Below are 26,672 nucleotides of genomic sequence, written 5' to 3'. Positions count from 1 at the left end.
GCCATGATCCATCGAGACACATCCACCGTTAGCTGGCACTGTAAGCAACCGAAACCCGCGGTATCACGGAGGTACCTACCATGACACGACACTCCCGACGACAGTTCCTGTATAGTATCGGTGCCGGATCGGTTACACTGGCTTCGCTGTCCCCGACGACCACGCCAGGAATCACGGGCTGGTCGCCACCCGATGACGCGGTGATTCACTCCGACGACCGTCCGAGTTGGATCGTCTCTGTGAGCGGCTCGGACGAGACTGAACGCGAAGATAACCTCGCAGCGCTGGCTGATTGGGTATCCTCCGGTGACGACCGCGAGTCGATCGACGCACGCGAGCACACTGCGAGCGGCATGGCGACGCTCATCGCCCCACCCGGCGATATCGGCGTCCGAAACCGCGAACGGTGGCTCGGCGAGGGGCTACAGTCACTCTCCTACATTGAGTCGATCGAACTCAACCGAACGGTCAGTCTCGCCGACCCACTCACGCCGGGCACCTCGAGCGAATGGACATCGCCGGGCGCACTCGAATCGGTGCTCCTCTCGACGTTCAGCGAGGGCGTCCCCGAGGCCGACGGCGTGGCCTTCGATTCGGATATGGAGCAAGACGCCATGCTCGCGGCTCGAGAGGCGACCGCCGCAACCAGCGTCGACGTGACACTCCCCGATACGTCGACCGTGACGGTCGCAGTCGGCGATACGGGCGTGACCGATGCTGCCTATCTGGATGATTCGGAGGGGAACACGCGGCTACTCGCGGAATCGAAGAACTTCGTCGAGAGCAACGATCCGACCGGCACCGACGCCGTGGCGGACGGCAACGGTCACGGGGATTGGTGCGCCGCCTGCCTTGCGGCCCGAACGCCGTCGGACGCCTCGCTCGAGGGATTCCTCCCCGCCGCATCCGTACTCGGCGCGAAGGTCTTGAACGACGAGGGCAGCGGCTCACTCTCGGATATCGCCGCCGGAATCCGATACGCGGCGGACCAGGGCGTAGATATCATCAATCTCTCGCTCGGAAGCCCACAGTTCAGCACGGCGATCGACAACGCGCTCGCCTACTCGGCCGAACAGGGCGTGATCCCGATCGTGGCCGCGGGGAACGACAGGCAGGCGTCCCGATGGGTCGCCACGCCGGCCTCGAGCGAGCACACGATCGCCGTCGGATCGACGACGGTCGCCCCACCCGAAGACGCACTAAGCGCGTACTACTCGAACATCGGCCCGCACAACGGGCTCACGGACAACTCCGGGGGCGAGACGGCCGGGGCAATGCCCGACGTGGCCGCGCCGGGGTGCAAGCTCGAGAGCGCGTCGGGCGACGTACTCACGGGGACGAGCATGGCCGGGCCGGTCGCGGCTGGCGTCGCTGGCCTTGGGGTCGCCGACGGTCGAATCTCGGACCTCGAAAGCGCGCGCGAGGAACTAACTCGGACGGCCGAACCCATCCCGAAAGCCGCCCACGAGGAGGTCGGCGCGGGGATGCCGTCGGCCGCGAACTTACTTTCGGGCACTGAACCCGACGAGGATCAAGAAGACGCCGAAACCGACGAGGCGGCGGCGAGGGGCGCGGCCTACGACTACTTATCCGGGAGTCGTTACACGCAACTCGTTAATTCGTTCTAATCCAGGCCCATGCACCGACGACAATTCATCCGACGAGCCGCCGCAGCCGGGGCGCTCGGCACGCTCGCGGTCGGCACCGCGACGGCCGCCGAACCCCCGTCGCGCCCGGACCACTTAGAGAACGTCGGTGACGATCTCGACGAGCTTCGGAAATACCAGCCGTCGATCATCGCTTCCCGAGAGGCCCGACAACTCTTAGTCGGGTGCTACGGCTGGTACGCCGACTCGAGTGAGTATCCGGACCTGCGCGCGTACTACTATTGGTTCAAGTACCCAACACAGCAAAGCGGCCTGACGAGCCTGATCCCGTTCCTCTCAGGCCCCGATGCGCACTTTTCAGACCATGAGCCCTACGTGTGCGCGGTGGACAAATCGACGGGCGAAGTAGTCAGAACGCTTCAATCGGGCTACCATCATTTCGTACTCGACTTGCCCGAATCGGACCTCGAGTTACGGACCCAACACGGTGACGGACCGACGCATCCGAAACTCCGGGTCGTCGATCCGTGGCACCACTTTCGGAACGGACGCGGCGCGAGTCGCGACGGCGTCTTACCGGATACGATCTCCGGCGCGGAGTTCGGATCGTGGTTGGATAAGCGAGACTCGTGGTACAAAAACGACGTGTTCAAGAAGACCTCGAAAACGGCAGTAGAGGACCCGTTCTCCCTGATTGATTCCAGAGACACATGGTGGAAAGACGGGACGTGGGACGCGTGGGCGGCCCGAAACATCTGGATCCCACTCGGCTTGCGCGGGGCCGACGAGAGCGACACACTCCGCGTGGAGGACTCCTAATGCCACCCCCAGAACCCCCACCCGACGACCGATCGACTCGCAGACCGACTGACCTTCTCAGAAACCCATGCCACGAACTTACCCAACAATAGACGGCGGCGAATCGTCCTGCTTCCTCACTCCGCAGGGCGGCGTCATCTCCCTGACCGGAGACACGCCGCGAATCGCGGGCCTCGAGCGAATCACCACAACCCCACGCGGCGTGGCCTTCGGGCCACTGCAAATCTCGACACCGGCGGAAACTGACGCCGAGACCGATGAGGACACCGATACCGAGACCGCCGAAGACGAGCACACGGTCGCGGCGGTCGAGAATCTCCGCTTTGCACCCACACAGAGCGGGGACGACTCGCTCCTTTCGTGGGGCGACGACGACGGAAACGAAACCACCACGGGACTCCTCGGCCTCGCGATCGGCGGCACGGCCGCGACCAGCGACGACGTCCAAGTCACCCGCCGCCAGACGATCGGTGTCCTCGCGGGCGCACTGGCACTCGGTGGGACGGCCGCCACCGCCAGCGCCCAAGAGCCCGAGCAAATCAAATTTGCGGAGTTCGACCTCGCCCGCGCAGACGGCCCTGTGCATGTGAGCGTCCTCGATATCGTGGATAACGCACTCCCGGCGGGCACCGAACTCACGCTGGCCGTCGACGGCGCACAGCGCCACGAGTGGACGCCGACCGACGACTCCAACGGGGAGACGGTCGTGCTCGAAGACAGCCCAAAACGCGTCAAGGTCTACGCCGAGGGCGGCGTCGGGCAGGTCAAAGCCCTCATGGCGTGGGCGAAGGGCATCCTCGCATCGGGCGACGAGATCAAAGCCACGCTCGAGCTGCCGAAAGCCCCGACCGACATGGAAGAGGGCGACGCGGTGATGATCGACGACCACCCGGCGTTCGTCGAGACCGTCCGACGCGACGAAGGCGAGGAATCCATCGTGACGGTCGGCGGCGAGTCGATCCCCCACGACGAGGAACGCTGGGGGCGCGAGTTGGGGTACTACCGTGTGAGCGAGGACGATGCGCTTGAGTACGTCTGTGGGACGGACCCGCCCGACGGGACGATCGTGGAGTTACGGCTGCGGGCGGGCAGGATAGCGAGTATGACCGATTCGATTGAGAGACTATGAGGACACAACAATGACAGAGAATCCGAATTTGGTGGCGGGGGACGCGGAGGGGAACCCGCTCGAGGACCAGGACCACCTCGTCAACGGACGGGTGCCCGGCAAAGGGTCGGGTTTGTTTACAGAAAACGCTGAGGGAGCGGTCACTCCAGCGAACGGCCAACCGCTCAGTGTAGAGCACCTACAGAACAATATCTCTTTTCTCGACCCTAACGCGACTCGAGCGGACTGGCAAGACGAACTTGACACCCTCGGGAACAACGGCGGGGGTCTGGCCGTCCCTCGACGTGGGACGTATCAGTGCGAGGATCTTGCCATCCCGAGTAACGTCACGCTCGACCCGCTTGCCTATCTCGGGGCGAAATTCACTCTCCCCGACAACCCCAGCGATACTCCACAGCCCGTGATACGGACCAAAGAAGGGGCAGAAAACGTCACAATCAGAAACATCGAGGTAGACGGGCGGGAGTCGGAGTTCCGCGATCTATACGGCAGTAATCGAGGCCACGGAATCGCTGTTGCAGGCGACGGATCTGGGAATTTTCGTCCAACCAACTGCGTAGTCGAATCGTGTTATGCTCACGACACAATTCGTACAAATGTTGCTGTCGCAGCAGACGAAAGCACATTCAGAGATCTCAAACTCGAAAACGCAGCTACTGATCACTGGCTCTACATCGCTCACGGAAGCAACAATCATGTCAAGAACATCGAGGGGAGCGGGTTCTGCAAGACAGGCGGAATAATCGTCGGTGGGAACGGTTCCAAAACATTGGATAACAAGATCGAAACTGTCCATGCACACAACACTACGACAACCCCCGAAAACGCCCAGCCAAAGCATGTCGTTGAATTTCGGACACCGAGTGCGACTGGCGACAGGGGAAACACCACCCTCCGCGACGTGACTGTTGAAAATCCGCATGCCGATGGGCTTGGAATTTTAGCCCAAACTGGTCACAAAGCGGAGATAGACAGTGTGTATTATACAGGGCCGTTTGACCAGACGGGATTAATCGATCTCAGATCCGATGGGTCCCGTGCGTCCGAGTTGGATATTAGAGTTACAGATACCACAACCAGTGGAAATCAACTCATTAGGCTCACAGCCAATAGCGAAGTTGAAAACGTCCGACTCAGAGAACCAAACACGTCCGCGTTCAAAGGAGTATATCTCCAGGGAGATGGTGCTTCTGCCCAAGATCTGGACATTAGCACTGGGGGTGCCGCTGTTGAAACATACACCCCGTCTGGAGCCGAGATAATGGTCGACATCCGTGAACTCAACACGGACAACAGCACCCGAATATCGATGAATGGTGACACTGGATCGACGTACTTCACTGATGGGTGCATGATCCCCCAGCGACTCGCTTCTATCTCATCTACGTTCCTCTATGACGGGTTCCAAGGGTTTAGTGACGGTGGTACTGGCGACTCGACAAAGGGGCCTGCCTTCTGGGATGGAGGCGCAGGAAATTGGGTATCCGAAGTTGACGGGTCAACGTGGACGCCCGCCTAATCGCTCTCTGTCAAGGAGTCAAATTAACATCTGCCGATAGTAATCCCTCCAGCTGAGTAAAAGACGTCATGTCCGGCTGGCCGGATCCATTGGTCTATCCCCAGATAATCGGAACGATGAACCGAGTAGGCCTTGCAGTTTGGGGTGCCAGATAGCCTGCTTACGTTGTTGTAATGACTGGCGGCGCTCCAGAAACGGGGATGCTCATCAACAACCAACTGCCCCTGCCCATGCATCTTCACCCAGTCAGCTGTTGCATATTCTGAGGAGGTGTAATGCGCCTCTGGATAGACCATTTGTGACGGGTTTGTATCGATGCGATACGCTGGGACCAGAGCAAGCTGCGTGACGATCAGGGCTGTGATAAGTATCGCGGCAACAGTCTTTGGTCGAGGTACGGTGACGCGCTTTCTGACTAACATCACAACGGTAACTGGAGCTAATAATAGAATCATGAAACCTAAATACCGGCCCGCAGACAGCGGGACGATCTTGCCGACGATAGTAGTCCCGAGGAAACCAACTGCGAAAATGCCGGATAGAATTGCCCATGCGAGCTCCCAGTCGGCAGTTTTGCCCTTTGATAGTACACCTGCAGCCGTGATGATGCTCATCACGAAATATACGACAAACGAGGACCAGACCAACAGCTGTGTTACCGAAGATGGTTGGGCAGCGGATCCGGTGGGTGACGGAGGTTCAGCCCCGGCTATGAGATTAACGGCAATAAAACGTGCAAACAGCTCATATGGGAATAAGAACACGAACATCAACACTGCGGCCGCAATAATTCCGTAAAGAGCCGTCGGCACATATCTCGTGGAAATGGTATCAAAGCGCGATGGGAGGGGCAGATATCTGACGATAGCCCACAATAAGAAAATCATCGCCCCGACGAAAGCGATGTAGTGGTGGATGAGCCCAATAATACTCATCGCTGGGACCACAACTATTGCCTGTTTTCTTGGATCACTGACGACGAAAACAGCGGCAATCGAGAAGAATAATATAACCATCGCAAAAGGCTCCTCAATAAATTTCACCTGAAACATTAGAAGCTTCTGTGAAGATGCTGCCCCCATCGCGGCAAGGAAGGCAGCGGAGTCATCGATGACACGAACCAGCCCGAGGAAGAGGAAGAGCGGGACTGTGGCAACGACTAAAGGGAGGTACTTGCCAGCAGTCTCCACATCTAGACCGGTTACCTCGACGACGACAGACACGCTTGCGTGGAAGGCTGGCCAATGACCAAGCCAAGATGTTATTTCGTCCCATCCTCTATGAAAAAGTTCGTATGCCACCATGGTGTGGTTGTTCGGGTCATACCCGTAGAATCCTGCTTCGTTAGGTCCAACGATTGCGAGCATCGTGACGAACGGGGTCGCGAAAACGAAGATTGATAGTATCCACCTAGGGGCATCGAATCTTAGCGCGATTATGACAGGGATAAAATAAACCAACAGTAGTGTGGCATAATTCAGTCCGATGGGAAAAGGGGTGTTAGGGAGTAAAGATAGTGAGGCGAAGCCAGAAAACGCAACGAAGTATGAAGCTATCCAGATTTTGAAGTTGCTTGGTAGATCGCTCATTGGTTGTATAGGCGGGGATTGGCGGTGGCGTCAATGAGACAGACAAAGATTCCAACGAGGATCATTAGGATAACCATCATTTTGACAAACCAGACCCCAGTCAATAGTTCGCCTGTTTGGGGATCAATCGGGTAAATTCCGACAATTGGGGGGATGGAACATAAGAGGAGAGTAACACTCAAAACCCGGATAGTTGGGTTCTCAACCATGGTTGAGGCACCATGTGTGTGCGTGACCGAAAAAAGTTTCGGATATCTATTACGACTAAATTGTACAGTGAAGAGCGACCTAGTGAACTGTTCACTCACGATTCCGTGGATTAAACCCTTACGTCCGTGTATGGGAAGTTGACAGGTGCATCACAAAGTCCGCCACAGCAAGGAAGATGCATTGAGTCAACGTGAGTTCCAGATGCTCCTTGAGGGAACCCAGAAGATGGACTATCACGAGGGGCTCCAAGCAAGATTCATCATTCTCGTCGGGGGACGACTTGGCCTCCGAAAAGGGGAGATCGCCCACATGAAGGCGAAGTGGGTGAATTGGCGACGGAGCATGATCGAGATCCCGGTCCAAGAGGACTGCAAGATGTCTAAGGATAGGACCGGAATCTGTGGCTACTGTCGCCAGCTCGCGAAACAACGAGTCAAACACAACCCAGACATGACGCTCGAGGACGCCGAGGAACTCGCGTGGATCGCGAAGACCGAAGAAGCGGCCCGCGATGTCCCGTTCGGATTCTCACCGCAGGTTTCCCTCGTCGTTGAACGGTTCTTCGATGAGTACGAGAAGTTCCCGTACAGTGCGAGCGCGATCTCGCGCCGCGTGAAGAAAGCAGCAAGGTTGGCTGAGGAGATCGACCCAGACGATATCTACGTTCACTGCTTGCGTGCGACAGCAGCGACGTACCACGCGGCGAGAGGGCTGGATGTAATCCCGCTCCAGAGCCTCATGGGGTGGGCACAGGTCAGCACCGCTCACAACTACGTCCAGGCGAGCGGCGAGAACACGGCGCGAGCACTCCACTTCATCCACTCACAATGAGGAGAGAACTCGCGGACGACTATCAAGCGAAATTCTGGGGTGAACACGACAAAGACGAGTACGAGTGCCCGGATTGCGGCCGGAACTGGTCGGAAGCAAAGCAGTTCGATGTTCACCACATCGACGGAAACGTTGGCAACAGCGACATGGAGAACTTGATCGGCCTCTGTCGACGCTGCCACCTCGAGCGCCACGGCTACGAGCCGGGCAAGCGACGTGGGCACTGGTCCGAAGAGTACCTCCACGAGTGGCGGAGTAACGAAACGCCGCTGAAGTACCTCCAGTAAGAGGGCAACGAGGCGTTGCTGTTGCCCCGTGGTGCACAGAGCCGTGAAATAAACCGCGACGATTCTGACACGACTCGACGAAACGACCATCAATGACAGACCCACACAGCGACCGAGCCGGACCAACCCGACGACAACTCATGCACTCGGCAGCACTCACGCCCGCGTTCTTTGGCGACTGGTCGCTGTTCGGGGACGACGAGGAACTCGAGGACGCCACGGTCGCGATCGCCGCCGAAGCCGACCGCGAGGACTACAGCACAGGCGACTACGACGTGTTCCTCGCAGCGGACACCGGGCGAGTCTACACACCCGACGACGGCGAGTGGGGCCACGACCCGACTACCGGGCCGACGCCGACCTACGGCGACTCTCGGATCGACGCCAACGGCCGCTGGCGTGGCGACGTGGTACCTGACACCTACACCGAGGCAAATCTCCCAGAACCCGGACTTCTCGGCCGACAGGTCTGGAACAGCGACCGCGAGACGACGGTCACGGACGCGGGAGACCACTGGCGATATGCGATGTTCGCGGCCAACGTCCTCACCGAAACCACGTCGGTCTCCGATACGACGGTCGAAACGGACGTGTTCGAGGCGACCATCCCCGCCGACTCGATGCATACGGGCCGTGTCTACGAACTCTATTTGGCAGGCGCGTACACGACCGCCAGCGGGTCGGATACCTTCGATTTCACGCTGTACTTAGACGGGCAGGTAATCGCCACGACGGCGAGCGTCGCCGAGCAGGTCACAGACGCGCCCTTTACGCTTCGGACGACGATCACTGTCCGCTCGAGCGGCGAGAACGGCGAGGTCTCGACGTATACGGACAGCATCTTCGACGACGCCCACGCCGACAGTGTGGACCCGGCGGGTTCGACGATCGACACGACGACCGATAGCACGATCCGGGCGACCGTGACGTGGGGCGCTGCGAACGTGGCGAATAATTTGCGAGTGACTCAGGGGCATACGAAAGAGGTGAGCTAGGATCATGACACACCCACAGCCATTCGAGACCGGAGGAGTACCGCCGCCTGCGACCTCGCGGGATATCATCCCGCCACCGGTTCCACCACCCGATACCCCTACCCGGGAGGACGAGACGCATCGACTTCTGACCAACCTTCATTCAACACAACACAATTCCAATGACGAACACCACGAGAGCGTTCGCCGTCTTCATGACCATGCTGCTGGCCGTTTCGGCCGTCGGCGTGGCGTTCACGGGCGGCGTTGCAGCAGAGACGACGACACTGGCCGGCGACGGCACGGACCAAGTCACCGGCTTCGAGGCAAACGCGAGCAACGACATCGCAACGAGTATCGCAGCGGACGGCACCGACTTCGGAACTGACGGAACGACCGTCCTCAAGATGAACGTCAGTTACGACGGCGAAACCTACGCCGTGACCTCCGAAGACGTGGCCACGAGCACGGACGCGAGCCAGACGGTCAACATCTCGAACGACGAACTGTCGGACCTGCCCGGTGACGCCGGTGCAAACACGACGGTCACCGTCACGACGTGGGGCGTTGACGCCGACGGCAACACGACGACCGCTGAGGCCTCGTTCAAGACGGACATCACGTTCGCGAACACCTACGCGGTCACGACCGCCGACGACACTTCGGCGACCATCGAGGAGCCCGAATCGGGCTTCTTCTCGCTGAACTCGTGGACGCTCGGTCTCTTCGGCACCTCGAGCGACGAGAAACCCGACCTGCACACCTACGAGAACACGGTCGGAATCGACGGTAGCAACACGACCGTCACGCTGAACGACGAGACGAGCAACGGCTCGGATGCGTTCAGCGACGCGATGGAAGACAAGGAAGCGGGCGACCTGATCTACGGCGCGAGCGCGGCCGCTGACGGCACGCCGGTCCTCGCGTTCTACCAGGAAGCGGACACCGATATGGTCGACGAGACCGACACCTACGCGGTCTACGACGCCAACGGCAACGACGAGTGGACGTTCGAACTCGGCGACGCACAGGCCGACGCGACTGAGGTCGACCTGTTCGTCTCCTCGCAGTCCTACACGGACGTCGACTCCTTCGAGAGCGCGGACCTCGCCGACCTGTTCAAAGAGCAGGCCGACATGGGCGTTAGCGACCTCGGCAGCGCCTTCGGATGGGGCTCCCTGTCGACGTTCTACCTCTCCGGTATCGGTCTCGGCATGATCGGCACCGGCGGCGCGTCACTCGCCGGCTTCGGACTGTTCTTCGCAGGCCGACGCCGACTCTTCGCGTAATCGAGACGCACTGACCTTCTGAGTAACTGCGAGCGGATAGACCTGCGTGTGGCACCTCTCCCTTCTCGAGAGCCCCGGTTCGATTCCGGGGGCGCGGTCCTTATGGCAACTGACCATACCCACGGCTCCCTCGAGCCGACCGACGACACGATCGACACGACCGGCCGCGCCCTGCGACCCCGACTGACAGAGGCCGGCGTGACGCTGTTCGATGCGCTGGCGACGAAAACGGGCATCCGGCCCGGCCCGGCATTCAAACCCGACGGCGACTGGGTCTGTGACGACGATGTCCCGCTTCGGAAGACGTGGACTCGCAAGAAACACGGTCTGAAAGAGCGCGTCCAACTCGTCTCGAGTGGACTCTCTGGGACGTGGCAACTCGTCTACCAGGGGCCGGACGGAAAGAGCGAGACCGTTGCGGCGGGCCTCGAGCGCGAAGCGGCCTACAGGGAAGCCGAACGGTTCATGGCCGACGTGGCGGGTGTGAGAGAACAGAACCGGACCGGACGCGCGAAGGTGTGAGGCAATGCGCCACCGACTCCGATCCGTGACGCCCGATATCGACAGGGAGTCACTGACGCTGTACGGCGGGCTTTTTCTGTTGACACAACTCATGGTCGGCCTCAACTTCGGGATGGGCCTGAACCCGTTCACCGGCGGGCCGTATTCCCACGACTTACTCCTGAGCGCGGTCGCTGGCGTGACCTTCGGCTTCTGGCCCGCGCTGGCGGTCGTGGTGTTCGTTCGGTTGCACCGCTACGCCTACCCGCCCGATGCGTAACGGCCCGCGGCCCGCGACCGGGATGGTTCCGATATCAGGGTTCGATTCCCTTCGGTCGCACTCGTCCCGGCCCGGGACACAAAACAACGGGCACCCGTGGTGTGTCTTCGACTCGCTTTCCTCGAGTCGTTGCATGCCACTGACGATCACCGACAGGGGGGACCTCACCTCCCCACCGTCTCCACCCACCCCACTTTCAGTACGACCCAAACTAATGACACAACCAGATCCAAACAGACGACAGTTCTGCCGGCGTGCTGGTGCGGTCGCAACCGCGTTCGGTACCGCCGGACTCGTCGCGACGAGCGCGAGCGCACAAACATCCCAACAGGGAATCCTCGCGGACGGCGTGAGCGGCGACGTTGCATTCGACCCCTGGACGTTCATCGGCGGACAACTCGCCGGCCTGAGCGTTCTCTCGTGGTCGGAGGACGCCGAAGTGCTGGCCGACCAGATCCGAAATGAGTTCAACGCCAATAGCGAGCACTGGATCGCCTACGGAAACTGGCTCATCGCCGAGTCGGGCGTCACCGCCCTCGGCGATACGACGGTCGGCGTCGACATTCAGGTCTCGAAAACCCTTGGCGACGACGAGATAGTCCCGACGACGATCGACGTGGGCTACAACACCGAGACGGACGAGTTCACGTCGCTGGAGTGGCGACTCGAGGAAGCCGACGACCCGGATTACGAGGCCGTGGTGATGGACGACGCCGCCGAAAACGGTTCGGACGAGCTGGCAGAGTTCCGGCGCGAGTTCATCGATACGGACGGCAACGGGAATCACGAACTCCCCTCGAGCGAGTACATCAACCACCACGCCGGCAAGTACTCGCGGTACATCGGACTCGGCGACGACGGCCAGACCGTCTTCGAACTGCTACTCGGCGAGGTGGACGTATGAGTTGGAAGCGAGACGGTGACGACTACGACGGGAAGCCGTATGGCAACCCGCGACGGGCGGCGAACATCCGGTGGGAATCCCGATCGAAACGCACCCTCCGACGGACTCGAGAGGGCGCGGGTTCACTCCTCTCACTCATTACGTGGCCGTTCCGGGCCGCCGGCCGGGCACTGTCGAATCTCATCGGAGGGCGATAACCATGTCATCACTCACGAAATCACTCCGAAGCGTCGGCAGTACGCTCTATTCGGGTGTGCGGGCGGTTGCACTCGCGCCGCTCATGGTCGCCCGATTCGCCGGGGCACAAGCCGCCGGGACGTGGCGAAACTTCCGCGGATTCGTCGGGTGGCTGAGCATCGATAACTCGCTGCCCCCGGCGATCGCCTCGACGATCAACTGGTCACTCGAGACGGTCCCGAAGGCACTGGGGATTCGATCGAGTTCCTATCAACAGACGGCCGCCGCGGGCGTCCTCATCATGGTCGCCGTCGGGTCGGCTGTACTCACACTCGGACTGACGGCCGCGGTAGTCGTGGCGTTGGCCCCGCTATTCGTCCTCGGTATCTGGCGGTTCATCCCGGCGTTCAACACGGTTTGGCAAGATCAGGTACAATCCCGCGGGAAGGATCTCCCGCGGTGGGATCGATAGCCATGCGTCGCGCACTACTCATGTGTGTCCTGTTGGTCCTTGTACCGCTGGGGGCAGCGACGCCTGCGGCGGCCCAAAACGACGACACAACCTGCGAGACGACGGTCACACATGATGCGTTCCGAAGCGACGAGACGACCGTCACGGAGGCGACGAACGGCACGGCCTCGAGCACGGTCGAGAACACGGAGGTCTCGGTGGACACCAACGTCGGGTTTGTCCACCTCTCAGCGGAGAATCCCAACGGCTACTGTGTGAATTACGTCGTCGAAATCTCGCCGGACGTAATCGACCCGGCCGACCTCGGGGAGATCGAAGCGAACAACGGCACCGAAACCGCGTCGTGGCAAGCGATTCACGACTTCGACGCCGACGAGACCTACACGAAGGTCGAATTTGCGCTCGAGGGCGGCGAGTCGGCGACGTTCGCACCCTCGAAGCTCCGCGTCACGTCTCTCAAGTGGACCGGCGACGCCAAAGAGGCCACGTCGGGTATCCTACCCGATATCGACCTCGGACTCGGGGCGATATTCGGTGATGGCGACTTGGAGCAGCGCAAATACACACTCGCGCCGGAGAACAGTTCCGGTGATAGCGTGTCTGTCGCGCTGTCGAACGACTCACTCGACAAAGAGATCACGGAGTACCAGGCGGTCTACCGGATCGGCGACGGCCGGTGGATACCCGTTCAGACCGACTCGAGCGATCCGGTCTACAAAGACGAGGGCGAGGGAACGGTGACGTTCCACTTCGACGAGAGCGATGCGGAGGTAGAGTTCATCGCCAACCCAACGATGGTAGACAAAGCGACCCACGAATACCGGGCGTACATGGCCGGTGCGGACTGGATTCAAAACCTTATCCCCGGCTTCGCTGGCGCTTCGGCGACCCTCCATGCACTCACCCTGCCGCTCACAGCGGCGGTGACACACAACCCATGACAGATTACATTACAACCCTTGCGTTCGGCGGTATCGCACTCATCGCAGTACCGGCGTTGCTGTTCGGTGGGTGGCTCATCGTCGTCGTGCTCGGCGGCCTGTGGCTGATCGTCACCTACGGCGGTAAACTCGGCTTCGCAATCCTCAAAGAGCGACAGTCGGGCGCGTCGGCGGCGAAATACGAATCGAAGTATCTCAGCGATAACGGCCGGCGGTGGGAGCGATGAACGGACTCCTATTCGCGCTCGTCGCGATCGGGACGGCGTTCTATCTCAGCGGGGCGCTGTACGACCGCCGCGGCGACCAGTCGATCACCGTCTCGGCGGCCACGGGGCTCACGTCGAACGTGATCTACTCGACGGCTGCAATCGCGTTGATCCTGAGTTCCGCGGTCGGCGACAACTACGCGCTCGCGCTCGCTGGCGTGGGGCTGCTGATCCTCATGCTGTTTCTCGCCCGCGGCAACCTCCGATTGCTCAAAGAGTCAAACGTGCGAGCGAAAATCGCGGGGCAAGCGTGACGCACTCGACTCGAGGGCCGCCCGTCGGCCCGCCGGTTTTTCTCGGGACCCTGATTGCAGCGTGCTTGCAACGAGATTGAAACCACGATACAACTACTCAGACCATGCTTATCCCGACAATTCGACCGCACAGACACATCGATACCAGCGGAGGACTGGCGTAAATGGCGCTCCAGTTCGCGGATACGTTCGACGAACCGTCGGAATCAACCCGACGCGTCTACATTCCGGCCGATATCGTCACGGACTCGGCGTTCCCCTTCGGCCCCGGCGACCCCTACGTGCTCCGCGTCTCGAGACACGAGGGCTTCGCCGTGACGCCGCCGGATTCCGACCGCGAAACCATCGACCTGCCACCGATCAACCCCGATATCCTATGAGACCAACAAACCGGGCCGAAGAGGCCCAACAGCGACGGAAACGGATCGACAGACTGTACGAGCACTTCGACGACGTGGTCGGACTCATCAACGACTCCGACCTCCAAGACGACGTGCTCGACTGGATGGACGACGCCGACGAGGTGCCGGCCACGTCCCTACTCACACACGTCGAAACGCTACTCGCGAACTTCGAAACCGAGTTCGAAATGTACGCCGTCGACGTGGACGGAACGAGCCACTTCCCCGACGACTGTCGCGACTGTGAGCACTACGGAATTGCGTGCCCGGTACTCACGAACCGATACGAAAAGATCGAACGTGAGCGGCTGCACGAACGTCTCCAAAGTGCGAGCGAGGACGAAGTGAAACGCGAACTCCGACGCTACGCCGGTCGGAATGGCTGTAAGGCCATGCTCGCTGAAATCGACGAGTGGGAAGGCGACTACCGCGACCTCCTCGAGCGGGGCCGGAAGCTTCGTCGTGAGACGTTCCACTTCCTCCGACCCGCCGAAGAATACGAGTACGCCGACGAGACGGTCGGCGAAGCGACCGCCGACACAACGGAGGGCCACTCATGAACTGGAATTACGTGCTCATCGGTGGGGTCGTTATCGCCGTCGTTCTGGCGATTGGTTTCCTCATCGAGCGGTGGGGCGTCTTCGAAGACTCGCAAGCGGCCACGGGTACCGACCGCGTCGATCGCTCTGAACTTGGACCCGAGACGCGGCCTCGAATCCCGGTTCGGGACAAGCCCCGACAACTCCCGTTCGAGTTGAAGGTCATTTCCTTTTGTGTCGTGGCAATTACGGCGATTATCGGCTTCTACGCCTACCAGTTCCTCAAGAACGGCTCTCCCTCGGAGTTCCAGTACACGACGCAACTCCAGTACGCCGTCACGGCGTTGCTCGCGATGGGGGCCGGCGTCGCCTACCGGGGCCACAAAGACAGCCACGTCGGACAGATTCACGTCGTCAACGAATCCGAGAACGGCGAGATCGACAGCGAACGGACGATATTCTACGACATGAACGCGGTCGAACCCCAAGACGACGGCCGAATGCTCGTCAAAGAGCTTCGAGACGAGCGGCTGTTCGGCCTCTTTCGGCGCTACAAGCTCGTCGGACACGATCGGAAACTCCGGTCTGACCGGCCGCTGGGGGATATCATCACCCACGAGATCCACGCCGACGCGGTGCATCTCGAGGACGGCAAGTACGTGATGCGAACGCAAGGACAGATGGTCGTCAACGGCGGGACCGACAAAGCCGCCGACTACCGCTACCACCCACCGATGCGACTCCCCTACGAGAAAATGGTCAAGCAGCAAGAACAGATGCGAAAACTCCGAATCGATATGAAGTCGCTTCGGGCGGAAAAGGCGGATGCACACAATCGACTCGACGACTTGATTCGGATTATCGAAAACGGCGAGTACCGCGAGTACGATCGCGTCATGAACAAGATTGAAGACGCGAAAGAACTCGTGGCACCGAAACAAGAACACTACACCGTCCAACAGGACCGGGGCCAGCAGCGCCGGCAGGTTCAAAGCCAGCGTGATATCGGCCGCGACAACGGCACCTCGGAGGGGTCGGCATGAATCGTCGTCTCCTCGCCGCACTCGCGGTGTGTCTCGTCCTCGTGAGCGCCGTTGCGCCGGCCACGGTGGCCGCGGCACCTTCGGACGGGCCGACGGCACTCGAGCCGTCCTACGCCGTCCAACAGGCAAACGAGACGGCCACGAACGACTCGGCGACGAACGGGACGGCCAGCGACGCGCCGTCGGCGGCCGAACAGGTCCGAATCAACCCCGCCGGCCCGGATGTAGAGTACCAGAGCGTCGAAGTCAAACAGGCAGACGCGACGTTCAACACGACCGGCGAGTTCGCGTTCTTTAGCCTGACCGAACCCGTCGACGCGGTCCGTATCTCCCAAGCAAAGGCCGACGCACAAGTTCTCGAGGGCGGCCAGACGGTTCGCGTCGAGTACGAACCCGACGCCGCCCCGCCGGATCAAACGTCGCTCTATACCCTCGAGTTGTTCTTCGCGGACGGCTCGTCGAAAGAGGTCGAACTGTACGCTTCGGCGACCGACCAGAGCGTCGCTGCGGCGTCACTCGAGAACTGGGAACCGACGATCGAGACGCTGAAAGAGAAAGCCGACGAGAACGGCTACGAACAGACGCCGGAGGGGACCGAGTCCTACGTGACGTGGGTCGACGACCGCGCCCAGCTCGTCGACGGCTTCCTCACGCAACTCGCGGCCCAAGCGATTAGTTGGGTTATCATCGGTGTGATGAACCCGCTGGTCGTTATCATCGGGATCTCGCTCACCGCGCTCGCCATGTGGCGACGCCGCTCGAAACACGGCGATCTCGTGGATGCACTCTCGAGTATGGCTGGCCGCTACGAACAGGAACTCACGAAGCTCCGAAACAACCGCGAGAAAGCGAAGCGAACCGCCGACGACGAGGACCTCTCGGAAGTGCCAGCGGTCGGCTCGTGTGCGGACTACTGGATCGACGCCTACGGCACCAAGAGCCCGGCCCAACTCGCCGACCTCGCAGCCGGCGGGGAAGCGCGGGCAACGAACGACGGCCTCGAGATGATCCACAACGGTGTCGACGATCTCGACACCGACGACTTGCATGGGACGTGGCTCGAGCCCGTCCTTCGACATATCCCGAACGAACGGCGCGCACTGAACCACCTCCTTGCGACGGTCAAGTACATGGAATCGGAACACAGCCTCGGCTCGAAGTACCGTGCAACCCGCAATGACCTCGAAAGGATGCTCGACGACCTCGAGCGCCAGCAGACGCAACTGACCGGGACGCCGGCCACGGGTGACGACTAAGATGGAACAACTCATCTACGCCGCCGTCGCGATCGCCGCACTCGGCACACTCGTCGTGGGTGTTCTGTTCTGGCGACCGATTCTCGAGACGCTGTTGTCGGTGACGACGAGCGTTCGCTACCGGCTCAAACAGGCGACTGTGTCGTTCCTCATGGGATCGCATCCGAACACGTCCCGACTCCTCGCGACGGTCGTCGTCGGGAGTGGCCTGGTCGCGTTCGTCGGTGTTGTCGGTATCGCTATTCGAGGCGCGGATACGAGCGCGTCCTCGGGGCCGCTCGTGCGGACGTTACTCGGACTCGCGACGAACCCGTGGGCGTGGGCGGTGGCGATCATTGTCCTTGCTCGACAGTTGCTCTTTTTCGGCGACCGGCTCCTCGCTCGGATTACGGCCAGCACGTCCGGCTACTGCTACAAGACCATCCGCCGACTCGCGGAGGAAGCCAAACGGCCGGCCTTAGACCGGTGTGAGCGCGTGCTGGTACAGACCGGCGACAGCGCCGGACAGATCACGCAGTGGTGTGTCGACGCACTCGAGGGCAACGGCCACGCCGCGCCGACGTTCAACCCGACTGGAGAGGACGGCGAGCCTCGAGCACCGACCGAGACGACTACGCTTGCCCACCGGGATGCCGACGGTCCGATCGACGTCGACCCGGCCGGCGGTGACGACGACACGACCGATTCGGACCCGGACTTTTGGACGCAACTCCGACTGTTCCGGCTCGAGTTGGCGTCGGCGGTCGACCTGAACGGCGTCCTCTGGCGCTTCCTCGTCCCGGCGATCCTGACGTTCGTCGGTGTGCTGTTGGTGATGCGGATCTGGATCCAACCGTGGTTCATCCCGATCATCGTCGCGATTTCGGTGTTCGCTGGCGGGACCTACTACTGGGCGGTCGACCTCCGCCACCGTCGCCGGCTCAAGGCGCTCCGCGCTGACAACGACCCGACGCGGTGGACCGACCTCGCGATTCTCACCAAGACCGTCGAAGTCCCCGAGACGACGATGTACTACGGCTATCTCGACGGGAAGGTGTACGCGAGCGAAGACAAGCACGACCTCGCCGAGACGTTGGCCGGTCGCGCACTCGACCGGCTCGAGGGCCGCCAGCCCGCGCCGGCCATTGAAGAAACGAACGCCTACCTGTTGAAGCGCTATCTCCCGATGCTCGAGGCGTGGGAACAGGAATACGAGCGGAAAGCGATCATGGACCAACTCATCAACAGGGTCGCCGACGCACCGGAGGGAATCATCCCGCGGTCGATCCTGCTCGAGCAAGTCGTCGAGTACGACCGACGCTACGTCGCGTGGGGCTTGCTCTTTATCGGCCGCGGTCGTGACCCCGATCTCGTCCGTGAGGTCTACCGCGATTTAGTCGAGATCCACGCGCTGACCGAGACGCCCGTGACGGTGACCGATACCGAGAGTGGCGACGACCGCGAGCTGGTCGCCGTCTCGAAAGGCGACGAGGCGTTCGCGCCGGAGGTCGTCGATCTCCGTGGCGAGTTCGACTCGCTGTTCGGGAAACAGGCGTTTGCGGCACGATACGGCCCGCCGGAACACGACGTGGAAACGACGCCCGCGCCGTTCATCCGGCCGGAGAGTCACGAGAGAGCGGACTAACACCTGATTCATGAGTTCACAAATCCGAGACCTACAGCCACAGGACCGCACTGGCACTCGCACCGCCGCTCGAAACAAACTTAGCGAGAAAATCGAACGAAAGCGTCACAAAGAGACGCTGAACACAGAGGCGCACGTCCGAGACCTCCACCGACAGGCTGAGGCTGCGATTGTCGACGGCGAGGACACCGAACGGACGGCCGAACAGATACTCGAGGAGCTACACCTCTACCTCTGGCACGACCCGGGCTGGCCGTCGGTGATGCACTCCGAGGGGCCGCCGACGCCGGCCTCTGGGTTTCAGTTCCGCCAGATCCACCGGCAGTTTCAGAACGGACAGGATACCAATGTGAGCCTCTGGTACGAGGTCCTAACCGGCGTCGCGAAAGGGCTCGGATACGTCAATTCGGGGATTGACCGCACGCAACGCGCACCGGTCTACCTCGAGAAACTGGACCCGAAGGAAGTCCCCCACGCACCGGATATCGACGAGGTGACGCCGATCGGCTGGCGTCGGATCGGAGCGGACGACCCGGTCGACCCGGAGGAAAAAGAGGTCGTTATACCGCACGACGATTGTGACCACATCCTAGCGATCGCCAAGCCCCGCGAAGGGAAAGACTCGACGCTAACCTCTATCGGGATGAACCTCTGGCGTGAGCACGGCTACAAGTACGTCTCAATCCACGACGACGGCCGTATGGAGACGCCGATGTTGGCGATTCCGGCCGACGAACAGGCGATCAAAGATAGCCTCGAGCGATTCAATCAACAGCCCCGGCCGATGGACGCGGAGGTGTACGTCCCGCGGATGGAAGGCACACCGGACATTCTCCCGTCGAACTTCGTTCCCTTTACGCTCGGCATCGACATGCTCACACCGAAGGATATCCTTCGACTGGCCGGTGTTACTGACTCGGACCCGTCCCTCGAGTTGCGGATCAAAGAGGCGCTGAAAATCACGCTAGATCGGTCCGGGCAGGTGGACGAGTTAATCAACCTGCTGTTCGATTTCGCGGAAGGACTCGAGGCCACGATCGAATGGACCGAAGAACAGGACCGACACGCCGATAGCGGCGTCGAAACCTATCAGGCGTCGTTCTCGCTCAATGCAGAAAAGGCAGTCAAGAAGGCCGCCCAACGACTCGCCCGACTCGCCGGAGAGGGCTTTATCGCCTCTCCCGAGGCGGCGACTAACATCGACTTCCACGACCTACTCGAGGAAAACGACAAGGCGGCCGTGCTCTGTTGCAACTTCATCGACGCGAGCGACGGGTTCAAGTACACGATTATGGACCTCTGGCTCCAGAAAATCATGTCCGCTCGAGACAAGTGGCCGCGGCTTCCCCGCGTCTGTCTCGAGGTTCGGGAGTTGAAGAACCTCGCACCCTCGCAGATTCAACACGCCCGCTATCGCGACCAGAAACGGGCGCTCCAACAGACGTTCCGCATCATCACCTCGCAGGGCGGTTCTCGTCGGGTTCTGTTGCTCGGATCGACGCAGAAATTCAATGACGTTCTCAAGTCGGTTCGGAATAATATGGACACGAAGATTTTCCTCCGCCAGAGCCAGGAACAGGTCCCCGAACTCGACAAGATGATGAACTTCAACGACGAGTTGTTCGGCCAGCTACTGACGTTCGATACCGGGCAGGGGATGATCCACACCGACGGTGAGCCGTACTGGCCGATTCGGTGGCGCGGCTCGCCGTGCGGGCTCGGGCTCGGCGACCAGGTATGGCGCGACCGGTACGGGTCCGCGTGGGGCGCTCGCGTCCGACAGACCGGCGACGATCCGTTCGCCGACGGTGACGACGCCGAATGGTGGGTCGACGTCGTGGCCGGTGACGTGCTCCCGGCGAGCAAGAATCCGGCCGTCGGTGCGTGGTATCTCCTCCCGTCGGACTTCCCCGAACCCGTGGCGTCGATCGGCGACCCCGAGGACGTCGTCGACGCGATCTCGGAGCGGTTGATCGACTGGGTGCTCCGACAGCGCCGCGAGTACGACATTCCCGCGGACCTCTCGCTCAGACCCGTCGGTGCGGGCGATCGGCAGCAAGATATCACGCTCGAGCAAATCGGCCAGGAAACAACCTACGAGGATATCGCCTCGAGACACAACGTTCCGCGGACGATCTCGGACTGGCTCCGGAAAGACGCGAAACTCCGACAAACGTTCATCACCGTGTGTGAACTCGTTGCTGAAAACGAGTTCCGTAGTTACGACCAGATACACGCCGCTCTAAACGCCGATTTCGGCCAGTCGGCATTACGCCACCATGCATCAAACGAGAGTGGGCTAAAGTCCTGTCTCGAGAAAGAAGGGCAGCTATGGACGCTGACACCCGTCGGAAAGCAGGTTCTTGAAATTGACTGGGGTATAGTCGAGAAAGGTCTACAGGAGGTGAGTCGATAATGGAGTGGACTGCTGTATTCGAAGGTCCGCTTTCGAAGTACGTTTCTGGCCGGTCGAACGGCCGCATTCGCGTTCCGTGGCCGGTACTCGAGTCGGCAGACCAGAACCTTGCCAACCTCGTGCTCGAGGACCCGCTGTCGGGACTGACCGCCGCCGAGGATACGCTCGAGGAACTCGGCTATCGGGACATAGCGCTTCGCGTGTTCGATCTCCCCGACGGACGGACCTATCGCGTCGGAAAGTATGGCTCAGATCATCTTGGCGAACTACTCGGCATTCACGGGGAAGTCGTCAGCGTCGACGGTGTCAAACCATTCGCGGAGGTTGCAGCGTTCGAATGCCGCCACTGCGCGACACTAAACCGAATGTCCCAACCCGGCGGGAAGCTCGTCAAGCCGTTCGAATGCCAGAATCACGAGTGTGAGAACACGAACGCGTGGTCGCTGAATACGGACGACTCCGATATCGCCGACTTTCAACGGGTCGTTCTCAAGCGGACCGACTCGTCGATGGACGACCCCCCAATTGAAACGGTGTATCTGTGGGACGATCTTTGCGAGACGGTGAGTACGGGCGACTCGGTGACGATCGTCGGAGTGTACGATACGTTGCCGTGGCCCGACGAGGCCGTTTTGAAAACCTACGTTGACGCCATATCGATCAACAAAAGCGAGCAACCGGCGACCGTCGACGAAGTGGCCGACTGGAAGGTCAAGAAGTGGACCTTCGACGCCGTCGACCGACTCAGCACGGAGGGCTCAAGCTACGACACGACGACGCGGAAGGTTCTCGACTCGGTGAGCGACGAGTACGGCGTCGCCGAGGGCGAGATTCAAGCGGCACTGTCCGCACTCGAGGATGATAGTCACGTCTCGGAGCATCGTAACGGCCGCGTTCACATCACGACGAGTTCAACACCGACCTTCGAACCGACTCCATGATTGTGTGAATCGCTGTTGTCCCCGTGGTTAACAGCTAACATGTACTCTCAGACGCTCTGGAGCGTGAATACTCGGAGTTAATTCCGGTGTGAGCGTGTCAACGCGCCTGCGAGGGTAGGCACGTATGATCTAGAGTATGCGTGTTCATTCACAGTGAGAGTGTTTGACCGACACCACGGCGTCCGGTGGGGGTGGGGTGGGGGAGAATAGGGACGGAAATAACCAGCAACAGCGAACAAAAGCCGACGAAAGCCGTTCTCGAGAGATTATCAATGCCTAATGAGCACGATCGCGAGCCACAGCACGACTCACCACGCGACCAAATCGATGCACTCGCCGACCAGTACGGCGTCGACGTCGACGACCTGCTTATCCAGAGCCGGCGACGAGACCCGATGTACAAGGGCACAGCCGCCGACCACGCGAAAGCCGAGTGGTTCGCCCGTCTCTGGCGACAGGCCGTCGACCAGCGCGAAAGTGACCGTATCCACGTTCGCGGCGTTCACTACACCGTCTACATGTCCGATATGGACGTGGAGCCACCGACCGACTGTTCGTGGGGGCGCTACGACAACACCCAACGCTGTTACGATTATCTCGAGGGCTGTGCCGTACTCGCGCGGATCCTCGGCTATATTCCGCTGGACGGGATTATCGACAAGCGCGCCGATACGCGAACCGTCACAGAGTACGGAGACCATACTCTCCGGCCCGACCCCGAGGGTTTTCCCGCCCCGACCGGGGTTGCAACGCCTACGATTCCGCATCCCGAGGCTCGAGCCGGCTTCGTCTTTGACAGGGACGAGACGCCGTATTCGGAGTGGGTGAGCGAACGCGTGGCCTCGAGCGCACGCGAGCAACTGTCGTTCGACGAGGCCCGCCAGTCACCGTATCACATCGAACTGTGGTCCGAAAAGACGCTGCCCGATTACATCCGCGGCGGGGGCGGGCTCACCGCCGAGTACGGCTGTAACGTCGTGGTCGAAGGCGAGGGCGATCTCTCCCTAACCGTCGCCCACGAGCTGGCCCAACGAATCGACGAGGCCGGGAAGCCGGCGGTAATCCTCTATCTGGCCGATTTCGACGTGAAAGGCTACGATATGCCGGCGAACATGGCGGGGAAACTCGCGTGGCTCCATCATCGGGGTGACCTCGAGCAACGCGTCGTGATCGAACGACTGGCCGTGACGAAAGCTCAAATAGAGGGGTTAGACCTCCCGCGAAAGCCGATCGAAGAAAGCGAGGCGACAGGAACCGGCGGCGTGGCGTACAACCGCCGGATTACCGAGTGGGAACAGGAACACGGGGCCGGCGCGACCGAGTTGAACGCCCTCGAGCAACACCCCGACGAGTTCCGCCGGATCGTTCGCGACGCGCTCGAGCGCTACACCGACCCGAACCTCAAGCACAAAAACGACCGCCGCGGCGACGAGTGGGAGGATAGCGTCGAGTCTCGAATCGAAGAAAAGCTTCGAGAGGCCGGCGTCGACGACGAACTCGAGGACCTGGAGGCATGGCTTGAGGATTTCAACGAGGCGTATGCGGAGGTCGCCGACGTCTTCGAGCGCTTGCGCGGGATGATGGACGATGATTCGGCAATCGGGGCGTGGGAGTCGATGGTCCAAGAGTTGCTCGGCGAGGTCGAGATCCCCGTCGCGACGGTTCCCGACGGCGAGGCCGCACTCCCCGATGATCCGATCTATGACTCGAGTCGATCCTACGCGGAGAACAAAGCCCGAATCGATCGGTATCGGGCGTCAGAGTAGCGCCTGTCGGCGGTACGTACAAGTATTAGATTGTGTTAAAATCACATATGAAGACAGTCACGTGCAGCGATTGTGACGAGCCGTTCGACACTCGCGAGAACTACCTCGCTCGAAACGCAGTCTGCCCCGACTGTTTCGAGTTTCCCGACGTTCACCACGACGAGACGCCCGACGAGGAATACAGCGTCTACATGGTCGCGTCCGTCTCGGCAGGGATGCACGGGGCCTTTCACGCGGCGTACTTCCGCGTGGCCGCGAAGGCAACGGAGGACGCCCGGTTTTTCGCACGAGCCTACCAGCGACTCGAGGATACGGTCAACGAACCGAATCTCACAGATCTCGCGTTCGACGGCGATGAGCAGGTTCTCACGCGACCCGGTGCGGCCCCGACGACGATTCGTGTGATGGAACTCCCGCTCGTCGAACGCCACGACGGCTACTGCGTGACGAAACTCGGCACACGCAGCGGCGACGACTACGAGGACCAACTCGACTACGGCCCGACGACGATGGACAAACTCCCTGATCCCGATATGACACCCAAGGACGTACTCGTACACGCGACCGACGGACAGATCGATCACAAACTCGAGGCGAACGTTCCCGACGACCATCTGTGCTATTGGACGGTGAGCGGAACGCCCCAACAGACGCGGTTCGGCCAGCGAATCTGGTTCGAACAAGACGGCCGACTCGTCGCCTGTGGACAGATTCACAGCACCGAGACCGGCAAAATCTGGTTTTCGCCGCTCTGGCGAGTTGACCTCGAGTGCCCGACAACCGTCCCGAATCAGGGCTTCAAGTACGTCGAATCGATCGACAGCGACCAGCGGACGCCGGAGCGAGCGCGGGCATGAAGCTCCTCGAGACGTTCGCCGGCACTGTTCGCTCGAAGGTGTGCAACACCTCTGGGTGCCAGACGAACCCGCTCGGCACGCTCGAGGGCCGGTATCTCTGCTCGCGCTGCTACGAACGCCGGGCGCGACTCATGAACTCGACGCAACTCGAGGCGGCGATCGACGCCGAACCGAACCCGTTCAACCAGCGGAAACTCGAGGACGCACTCGCTGAGGTCCGCGAGTGGAACGAGGACTAATCCATGTCAGACCCAGACTTTGCATTCCGAACCGACGAGGACGCCCGTTCGTGGGCGCTGTACCGACAGACCGAGACACAAGAGCGGCCCGTGGCGGCGTGTACGCGCGACGAAACGCTGTGGTTCGCGCTGGACCGGGAGGACGGAAACGGCGAGCGCTTCCCCGTCCGTGGGGCCTTTCTCGACGCCGTCGGGCTGGCCTTTCACCGTGGCCCGACGCTCGAGGAGTGGGTGACCGAACCGGTTTTCGAGGAACTCGAGTGGTACGAATCCGAGTGTCTCGACGAACTCCGGGAGCTGCGCAACGAAGCGATGCTGAACCGCGAGCCCGACGCCGACGACCGTTCGATGCCGAGCGAGGCGTGGGATCTCGTCTCGAAAGCGCGCTCGCACTTTACGCTGATCGACTCACGAGCGTTCAAACTCGGCGAGGGAGAGCCACGAGACCGCGGCGAGCGGCCCGACGAGACGGCGCTGGCTGACTTCGAGTAACCGACCATGAGCACCGACGACCTCTCAGACTACACACTCCCGCCGTCGTCGCCGCTCCGGCGGTACACCTTCGACGATATCGAAGTACTGGCCCGATACGCCGTTCACGTCGACGGCGACCCGCGGAAGGTCTACTGTTTCGACGCCCGCAAAATCGAGTTCCCCGAGACCGACGAGTGGGTCCGCCCGCCCGCGTACTACGACGACGGCGAGGACTTCGCGGACCTGAACGCCTACTGGTACGCCGCCGAGTCGGGCGACGTCGTCTTCTACTACCTCGAGAACATGGCCGTTGCCGCACTCGGCGACAGTTACTCGCCGACGGCGTGGACCGACGCCGAGGTCCCGTTTGATCGACTCCCGCCGTTCGGTGCGTGCATGGCGCTGATCGAACTCCACGAGCTGTGCCATTGGGCGATCGGCGAGGGTTCGGAGGAACAGCCCGGTATGGACGATACCGACCACTGGCGCTCGTGGAATCGCGTGCTCGCCGACGCGATCGGCTACGTTGCCGAGGGCGACCTCGAGTGGTTACGTCCCGAAGACACCGGCCTCTGGTACGCGAAAGAGTCCGAGAACGGCGTGCGGACGCCCGTCGGGACGTGGCTGTACGAAGACTACGACGATGGGCGCGAGCATGAACAGGCGACGTTAGAGAACTACGACTAGACCAACACCCATTCAAACCTATGTTCAACCGATTCACAACCGAGACGATCGGCCGTATCGTTTCCAACCGACTCGCACTGCTGGCTGTCTACGCCGTCGCCGTCGAACTCCTTGCTCGAATATTCACAGCCGCGACCGCAACTGGCTACACGGCACTCACGCCGGGCGGAACGGTCGGCATTCGCGACGTTGTCGGGTCGATCGCCCTCGCCCCGACGCTCACCGGGTGGCAGCCGGTCGGCTCCATCGTTACTGCGTATGTTACCGACCCGGGATTCATTTCGACGCTGCTGTTCCCGTTCGTTATCGCCGGCTACGTGCTGGCGGTTGCGACCGTTGCCGGCATTCACTGGCGATTCGTCCGTCCGGACGCCTAACCC

30 protein-coding genes are annotated in these 26,672 nt (G+C 61.1%); 29 read left to right on the top strand and 1 reads right to left on the bottom strand.

The features are described 5' to 3' along the window. Positions 1 to 80: 80 nt before the first annotated feature. From LDH74_RS25465 to LDH74_RS25450, 4 genes are all read left to right on the top strand, one after another. Entirely contained in the window at positions 81 to 1,628 is a 1,548-nt protein-coding gene (locus LDH74_RS25465; RefSeq protein ID WP_226043304.1) for a S8 family serine peptidase, read from the top strand. Between the two features lie 9 nt (positions 1,629 to 1,637). Continuing rightward, on the top strand, positions 1,638 to 2,426 hold the full coding sequence (locus LDH74_RS25460) for a hypothetical protein (protein ID WP_226043303.1): 789 nt from the start codon (positions 1,638 to 1,640) through the stop codon (positions 2,424 to 2,426). Positions 2,427 to 2,493: 67 nt separating this feature from the next. Continuing rightward, entirely contained in the window at positions 2,494 to 3,555 is a 1,062-nt protein-coding gene (locus LDH74_RS25455) for a hypothetical protein (protein ID WP_226043302.1), read from the top strand. Between the two features lie 10 nt (positions 3,556 to 3,565). Further along, a complete protein-coding gene (locus tag LDH74_RS25450) occupies positions 3,566 to 5,074 on the top strand; it encodes a hypothetical protein (protein WP_226043420.1) in 1,509 nt (502 codons plus the stop codon). A 23-nt stretch (positions 5,075 to 5,097) separates the two neighbouring features. Here the strand turns inward: LDH74_RS25450 and LDH74_RS25445 are convergent, their stop codons facing one another. After that, on the bottom strand, positions 5,098 to 6,663 hold the full coding sequence (locus tag LDH74_RS25445; protein WP_226043419.1) for a hypothetical protein: 1,566 nt from the start codon (positions 6,661 to 6,663) through the stop codon (positions 5,098 to 5,100). Positions 6,664 to 7,017: 354 nt separating this feature from the next. Here LDH74_RS25445 and LDH74_RS25440 point away from each other — a divergent pair, with 354 nt between their 5' ends. The 25 genes from LDH74_RS25440 (at position 7,018) to LDH74_RS25320 (ending at position 26,669) form a co-directional block, all read left to right on the top strand. Further along, positions 7,018 to 7,704, top strand: a complete 687-nt coding sequence (locus tag LDH74_RS25440) for a site-specific integrase (protein ID WP_226043418.1) — start codon at positions 7,018 to 7,020, stop codon at positions 7,702 to 7,704. Beyond that, positions 7,701 to 7,991 (top strand): HNH endonuclease signature motif containing protein, encoded by a 291-nt coding sequence (locus LDH74_RS25435; protein WP_226043417.1) that lies wholly within the window; start codon positions 7,701 to 7,703, stop codon positions 7,989 to 7,991. Before LDH74_RS25440 ends, LDH74_RS25435 begins: the two co-directional genes overlap by 4 nt. Before the next feature lie 140 nt (positions 7,992 to 8,131). After that, a complete protein-coding gene (locus LDH74_RS25430) occupies positions 8,132 to 8,986 on the top strand; it encodes a hypothetical protein (protein WP_226043416.1) in 855 nt (284 codons plus the stop codon). A gap of 161 nt (positions 8,987 to 9,147) precedes the next feature. Next, positions 9,148 to 10,254 carry a hypothetical protein gene (locus tag LDH74_RS25425; protein ID WP_226043415.1) on the top strand — a complete coding sequence of 369 codons (1,107 nt, stop codon included), beginning with the start codon at positions 9,148 to 9,150 and terminating at the stop codon, positions 10,252 to 10,254. A gap of 102 nt (positions 10,255 to 10,356) precedes the next feature. Continuing rightward, positions 10,357 to 10,776 (top strand): hypothetical protein, encoded by a 420-nt coding sequence (locus LDH74_RS25420; RefSeq protein ID WP_226043414.1) that lies wholly within the window; start codon positions 10,357 to 10,359, stop codon positions 10,774 to 10,776. 4 nt (positions 10,777 to 10,780) lie between these two features. After that, positions 10,781 to 11,035, top strand: coding sequence for a hypothetical protein (locus LDH74_RS25415; RefSeq protein ID WP_226043413.1), 255 nt, complete (start codon positions 10,781 to 10,783; stop codon positions 11,033 to 11,035). 214 nt (positions 11,036 to 11,249) lie between these two features. Next, the gene (locus tag LDH74_RS25410; RefSeq protein WP_226043412.1) at positions 11,250 to 11,939 is read left to right on the top strand and encodes a hypothetical protein; all 690 of its coding nucleotides are present in this window, start codon (positions 11,250 to 11,252) and stop codon (positions 11,937 to 11,939) included. Further along, positions 11,936 to 12,136 carry a hypothetical protein gene (locus LDH74_RS25405; protein WP_226043411.1) on the top strand — a complete coding sequence of 67 codons (201 nt, stop codon included), beginning with the start codon at positions 11,936 to 11,938 and terminating at the stop codon, positions 12,134 to 12,136. The genes LDH74_RS25410 and LDH74_RS25405 overlap by 4 nt, the downstream gene beginning before the upstream one ends. A 2-nt stretch (positions 12,137 to 12,138) precedes the next feature. After that, the gene (locus LDH74_RS25400) at positions 12,139 to 12,588 is read left to right on the top strand and encodes a hypothetical protein (RefSeq protein WP_226043410.1); all 450 of its coding nucleotides are present in this window, start codon (positions 12,139 to 12,141) and stop codon (positions 12,586 to 12,588) included. Between the two features lie 2 nt (positions 12,589 to 12,590). Continuing rightward, positions 12,591 to 13,529 carry a hypothetical protein gene (locus LDH74_RS25395; protein ID WP_226043409.1) on the top strand — a complete coding sequence of 313 codons (939 nt, stop codon included), beginning with the start codon at positions 12,591 to 12,593 and terminating at the stop codon, positions 13,527 to 13,529. Beyond that, positions 13,526 to 13,756: a hypothetical protein gene (locus tag LDH74_RS25390; RefSeq protein WP_226043408.1), complete on the top strand. Its 231-nt coding sequence runs from the start codon at positions 13,526 to 13,528 to the stop codon at positions 13,754 to 13,756. Before LDH74_RS25395 ends, LDH74_RS25390 begins: the two co-directional genes overlap by 4 nt. Beyond that, positions 13,753 to 14,049 carry a hypothetical protein gene (locus LDH74_RS25385; protein ID WP_226043407.1) on the top strand — a complete coding sequence of 99 codons (297 nt, stop codon included), beginning with the start codon at positions 13,753 to 13,755 and terminating at the stop codon, positions 14,047 to 14,049. The genes LDH74_RS25390 and LDH74_RS25385 overlap by 4 nt, the downstream gene beginning before the upstream one ends. Positions 14,050 to 14,213: 164 nt before the next feature. Continuing rightward, on the top strand, positions 14,214 to 14,429 hold the full coding sequence (locus tag LDH74_RS25380; protein ID WP_226043406.1) for a hypothetical protein: 216 nt from the start codon (positions 14,214 to 14,216) through the stop codon (positions 14,427 to 14,429). Further along, a complete protein-coding gene (locus LDH74_RS25375; RefSeq protein ID WP_226043405.1) occupies positions 14,426 to 15,010 on the top strand; it encodes a hypothetical protein in 585 nt (194 codons plus the stop codon). The genes LDH74_RS25380 and LDH74_RS25375 overlap by 4 nt, the downstream gene beginning before the upstream one ends. Continuing rightward, the gene (locus LDH74_RS25370) at positions 15,007 to 16,032 is read left to right on the top strand and encodes a hypothetical protein (protein ID WP_226043404.1); all 1,026 of its coding nucleotides are present in this window, start codon (positions 15,007 to 15,009) and stop codon (positions 16,030 to 16,032) included. The genes LDH74_RS25375 and LDH74_RS25370 overlap by 4 nt, the downstream gene beginning before the upstream one ends. After that, on the top strand, positions 16,029 to 17,288 hold the full coding sequence (locus LDH74_RS25365; RefSeq protein WP_226043403.1) for a hypothetical protein: 1,260 nt from the start codon (positions 16,029 to 16,031) through the stop codon (positions 17,286 to 17,288). The genes LDH74_RS25370 and LDH74_RS25365 overlap by 4 nt, the downstream gene beginning before the upstream one ends. A gap of 1 nt (position 17,289) precedes the next feature. After that, positions 17,290 to 18,912: a hypothetical protein gene (locus LDH74_RS25360; protein ID WP_226043402.1), complete on the top strand. Its 1,623-nt coding sequence runs from the start codon at positions 17,290 to 17,292 to the stop codon at positions 18,910 to 18,912. Positions 18,913 to 18,922: 10 nt separating this feature from the next. Next, a complete protein-coding gene (locus LDH74_RS25355; RefSeq protein WP_226043401.1) occupies positions 18,923 to 21,328 on the top strand; it encodes a hypothetical protein in 2,406 nt (801 codons plus the stop codon). Next, the gene (locus tag LDH74_RS25350; protein ID WP_226043400.1) at positions 21,328 to 22,269 is read left to right on the top strand and encodes a replication control protein Cdc46; all 942 of its coding nucleotides are present in this window, start codon (positions 21,328 to 21,330) and stop codon (positions 22,267 to 22,269) included. Before LDH74_RS25355 ends, LDH74_RS25350 begins: the two co-directional genes overlap by 1 nt. Before the next feature lie 272 nt (positions 22,270 to 22,541). Beyond that, positions 22,542 to 24,035: a hypothetical protein gene (locus LDH74_RS25345; protein ID WP_226043399.1), complete on the top strand. Its 1,494-nt coding sequence runs from the start codon at positions 22,542 to 22,544 to the stop codon at positions 24,033 to 24,035. Positions 24,036 to 24,082: 47 nt separating this feature from the next. Beyond that, complete coding sequence (locus LDH74_RS25340) at positions 24,083 to 24,892, top strand: hypothetical protein (RefSeq protein WP_226043398.1); 810 nt, start codon at positions 24,083 to 24,085, stop codon at positions 24,890 to 24,892. After that, a complete protein-coding gene (locus LDH74_RS25335) occupies positions 24,889 to 25,131 on the top strand; it encodes a hypothetical protein (RefSeq protein ID WP_226043397.1) in 243 nt (80 codons plus the stop codon). The genes LDH74_RS25340 and LDH74_RS25335 overlap by 4 nt, the downstream gene beginning before the upstream one ends. 3 nt (positions 25,132 to 25,134) lie before the next feature. Continuing rightward, positions 25,135 to 25,623 carry a hypothetical protein gene (locus LDH74_RS25330; protein ID WP_226043396.1) on the top strand — a complete coding sequence of 163 codons (489 nt, stop codon included), beginning with the start codon at positions 25,135 to 25,137 and terminating at the stop codon, positions 25,621 to 25,623. A gap of 6 nt (positions 25,624 to 25,629) precedes the next feature. Then, positions 25,630 to 26,292, top strand: coding sequence for a hypothetical protein (locus LDH74_RS25325; protein WP_226043395.1), 663 nt, complete (start codon positions 25,630 to 25,632; stop codon positions 26,290 to 26,292). 20 nt (positions 26,293 to 26,312) lie between these two features. Then, positions 26,313 to 26,669 (top strand): hypothetical protein, encoded by a 357-nt coding sequence (locus LDH74_RS25320; RefSeq protein WP_226043394.1) that lies wholly within the window; start codon positions 26,313 to 26,315, stop codon positions 26,667 to 26,669. Positions 26,670 to 26,672 lie beyond the last annotated feature (3 nt).

It is taken from the genome of Natrinema sp. DC36 (genome assembly GCF_020405225.1).
Taxonomy (GTDB): domain Archaea; phylum Halobacteriota; class Halobacteria; order Halobacteriales; family Natrialbaceae; genus Natrinema.
The sequence above is the reverse complement of the archived record's forward strand: the minus strand, read 5'-3'. Positions and strand labels throughout refer to the sequence as shown.

Excerpts from the sequence above, each read along its gene's own strand:
- LDH74_RS25465 (WP_226043304.1), top strand. The coding sequence starts at position 81 with ATGACACGACACTCCCGACGACAGTTCCTGTATAGTATCGGTGCCGGA.
- LDH74_RS25460 (WP_226043303.1), top strand. The coding sequence starts at position 1,638 with ATGCACCGACGACAATTCATCCGACGAGCCGCCGCAGCCGGGGCGCTC.
- LDH74_RS25455 (WP_226043302.1), top strand. The coding sequence starts at position 2,494 with ATGCCACGAACTTACCCAACAATAGACGGCGGCGAATCGTCCTGCTTC.
- LDH74_RS25450 (WP_226043420.1), top strand. The coding sequence starts at position 3,566 with ATGACAGAGAATCCGAATTTGGTGGCGGGGGACGCGGAGGGGAACCCG.
- LDH74_RS25445 (WP_226043419.1), bottom strand. The coding sequence starts at position 6,663 with ATGAGCGATCTACCAAGCAACTTCAAAATCTGGATAGCTTCATACTTC.
- LDH74_RS25435 (WP_226043417.1), top strand. The coding sequence starts at position 7,701 with ATGAGGAGAGAACTCGCGGACGACTATCAAGCGAAATTCTGGGGTGAA.
- LDH74_RS25430 (WP_226043416.1), top strand. The coding sequence starts at position 8,132 with ATGCACTCGGCAGCACTCACGCCCGCGTTCTTTGGCGACTGGTCGCTG.
- LDH74_RS25425 (WP_226043415.1), top strand. The coding sequence starts at position 9,148 with ATGACGAACACCACGAGAGCGTTCGCCGTCTTCATGACCATGCTGCTG.
- LDH74_RS25420 (WP_226043414.1), top strand. The coding sequence starts at position 10,357 with ATGGCAACTGACCATACCCACGGCTCCCTCGAGCCGACCGACGACACG.
- LDH74_RS25415 (WP_226043413.1), top strand. The coding sequence starts at position 10,781 with ATGCGCCACCGACTCCGATCCGTGACGCCCGATATCGACAGGGAGTCA.
- LDH74_RS25410 (WP_226043412.1), top strand. The coding sequence starts at position 11,250 with ATGACACAACCAGATCCAAACAGACGACAGTTCTGCCGGCGTGCTGGT.
- LDH74_RS25405 (WP_226043411.1), top strand. The coding sequence starts at position 11,936 with ATGAGTTGGAAGCGAGACGGTGACGACTACGACGGGAAGCCGTATGGC.
- LDH74_RS25400 (WP_226043410.1), top strand. The coding sequence starts at position 12,139 with ATGTCATCACTCACGAAATCACTCCGAAGCGTCGGCAGTACGCTCTAT.
- LDH74_RS25395 (WP_226043409.1), top strand. The coding sequence starts at position 12,591 with ATGCGTCGCGCACTACTCATGTGTGTCCTGTTGGTCCTTGTACCGCTG.
- LDH74_RS25390 (WP_226043408.1), top strand. The coding sequence starts at position 13,526 with ATGACAGATTACATTACAACCCTTGCGTTCGGCGGTATCGCACTCATC.
- LDH74_RS25385 (WP_226043407.1), top strand. The coding sequence starts at position 13,753 with ATGAACGGACTCCTATTCGCGCTCGTCGCGATCGGGACGGCGTTCTAT.
- LDH74_RS25380 (WP_226043406.1), top strand. The coding sequence starts at position 14,214 with ATGGCGCTCCAGTTCGCGGATACGTTCGACGAACCGTCGGAATCAACC.
- LDH74_RS25375 (WP_226043405.1), top strand. The coding sequence starts at position 14,426 with ATGAGACCAACAAACCGGGCCGAAGAGGCCCAACAGCGACGGAAACGG.
- LDH74_RS25370 (WP_226043404.1), top strand. The coding sequence starts at position 15,007 with ATGAACTGGAATTACGTGCTCATCGGTGGGGTCGTTATCGCCGTCGTT.
- LDH74_RS25365 (WP_226043403.1), top strand. The coding sequence starts at position 16,029 with ATGAATCGTCGTCTCCTCGCCGCACTCGCGGTGTGTCTCGTCCTCGTG.
- LDH74_RS25360 (WP_226043402.1), top strand. The coding sequence starts at position 17,290 with ATGGAACAACTCATCTACGCCGCCGTCGCGATCGCCGCACTCGGCACA.
- LDH74_RS25355 (WP_226043401.1), top strand. The coding sequence starts at position 18,923 with ATGAGTTCACAAATCCGAGACCTACAGCCACAGGACCGCACTGGCACT.
- LDH74_RS25350 (WP_226043400.1), top strand. The coding sequence starts at position 21,328 with ATGGAGTGGACTGCTGTATTCGAAGGTCCGCTTTCGAAGTACGTTTCT.
- LDH74_RS25345 (WP_226043399.1), top strand. The coding sequence starts at position 22,542 with ATGCCTAATGAGCACGATCGCGAGCCACAGCACGACTCACCACGCGAC.
- LDH74_RS25340 (WP_226043398.1), top strand. The coding sequence starts at position 24,083 with ATGAAGACAGTCACGTGCAGCGATTGTGACGAGCCGTTCGACACTCGC.
- LDH74_RS25335 (WP_226043397.1), top strand. The coding sequence starts at position 24,889 with ATGAAGCTCCTCGAGACGTTCGCCGGCACTGTTCGCTCGAAGGTGTGC.
- LDH74_RS25330 (WP_226043396.1), top strand. The coding sequence starts at position 25,135 with ATGTCAGACCCAGACTTTGCATTCCGAACCGACGAGGACGCCCGTTCG.
- LDH74_RS25325 (WP_226043395.1), top strand. The coding sequence starts at position 25,630 with ATGAGCACCGACGACCTCTCAGACTACACACTCCCGCCGTCGTCGCCG.
- LDH74_RS25320 (WP_226043394.1), top strand. The coding sequence starts at position 26,313 with ATGTTCAACCGATTCACAACCGAGACGATCGGCCGTATCGTTTCCAAC.